The 1,274-nt window shown below is 49.5% G+C and carries 1 protein-coding gene and 1 pseudogene; both read right to left on the minus strand.

The window, feature by feature from the left end; all coding sequences use genetic code 11:
• A pseudogene (locus tag ACESTR_RS16150) lies at positions 1–203 on the minus strand (RteC protein); the annotation flags it as partial.
• A gap of 105 nt (positions 204–308) precedes the next feature.
• The gene (locus ACESTR_RS16155) at positions 309–1,166 is read right to left on the minus strand and encodes a helix-turn-helix transcriptional regulator (protein WP_004294809.1); all 858 of its coding nucleotides are present in this window, start codon (positions 1,164–1,166) and stop codon (positions 309–311) included.
• Positions 1,167–1,274: the final 108 nt, after the last annotated feature.

The following is a 1,274-nucleotide window of genomic DNA, read 5'->3' on the forward strand; positions in this document are numbered from 1 at the left end:
GGTTTGATTTCTTTGAAGAACTTTATTTCCTCGTCATCGTTTTGAAAACGGTAGCCGATGATATATTGTTTCAAACGGTCGAACGCTTCTCCCAGGACACGTGACGCTTCAAGCGACTTTTTCAACACGTCGGTATCCCGCGATTCGATACGTTCGATACTCCGCAGGACTTCGCTGTTTAATTTTTCTATAAATGCAATCATAATCCGTCTTGTTACTTTCGCGTATAAAGTTAGCGAATCGAAAAACCGGCGGATTACGATTTTTATCTTTCTCTTCGTTTTTTTATCACGGAGCCGATTTTAATGTCAGATCCGACCTTCCTGGCGGATGGAAGTGGGATTGCTCCCCATATTCCGCTTGCAAAAGTCCGTAAAGTGGGATTGGGCGGAGAAACCGCACATGTAGGCTATTTCCTGCAACGTGTAGTGTGTCGTCCGCAACAACTCCCCGATACGTTCGATACGGCGCTGACGTAACCACGAGGAGGCCGAGCAGCCGAAAACCCGCTGGAAACGCCGGCGGAAGGTAATCGTGCTGGAATACCCGCAAACCCCGGCGAGTTCCGTGACGTTATCCGAGGCAAGATAATTCGATTTGACACGGGAGATGAACTCGTAATCGTCCCCCAGGTGCAACAGCTCCTCGAACTCCCCGACATCGGCGGGAGTGAGATGTTCATAAGAGGCGTCGAGCATTTTCAGCATGACAGCAGCGTTACATTCAACGGGCATACCCAATGTCTTACGGGCTTCACGCAGGTAATTCTTGAACCGCAGCCGCAGCGTGTCGTGATGCGGGTAGGAACACTCGGACAGAATGGTGCAAACCGTCCGCAGTTCATCGACACAACAGTAGCCGAAATACCACGTTACAAGACGCTCGACGTAATGGACGACATGAAATTCCTCCGAAAGCATCAGAAGAAGCAGGAACGGGGTGAAATCCTGGTATTCCCTCGTTATGGGACGGGGTGCTTCGTCAAGCAAGGAGGCGATGTCCCGCATCAGCAGAGAATCTCCCGAGTACGCTTTTATTTGTTCGGAACTGCGGGCATAATCCCGGTAACGCGATATGACCGCCGACAAAGCATTGAACTTCACGGCGTGAACGCCTTCTATAAAGGAAGGGCGAAGACTGTTGTAAATGGATAAGTCGGTTTGCATAAGTCATTTCTATAAAACGGAGCCGCATCCCCTTGTTGCCAAAACTCCGCAAGTCGTTACTTATGAACCGCTTGGAACACGGTACGAATCCTAATTACAAATATATCG

The organism is Alistipes sp. DJF_B185 (genome assembly GCF_964250025.1).
Classification (GTDB): Bacteria; Bacteroidota; Bacteroidia; order Bacteroidales; family Rikenellaceae; genus Alistipes; species Alistipes finegoldii.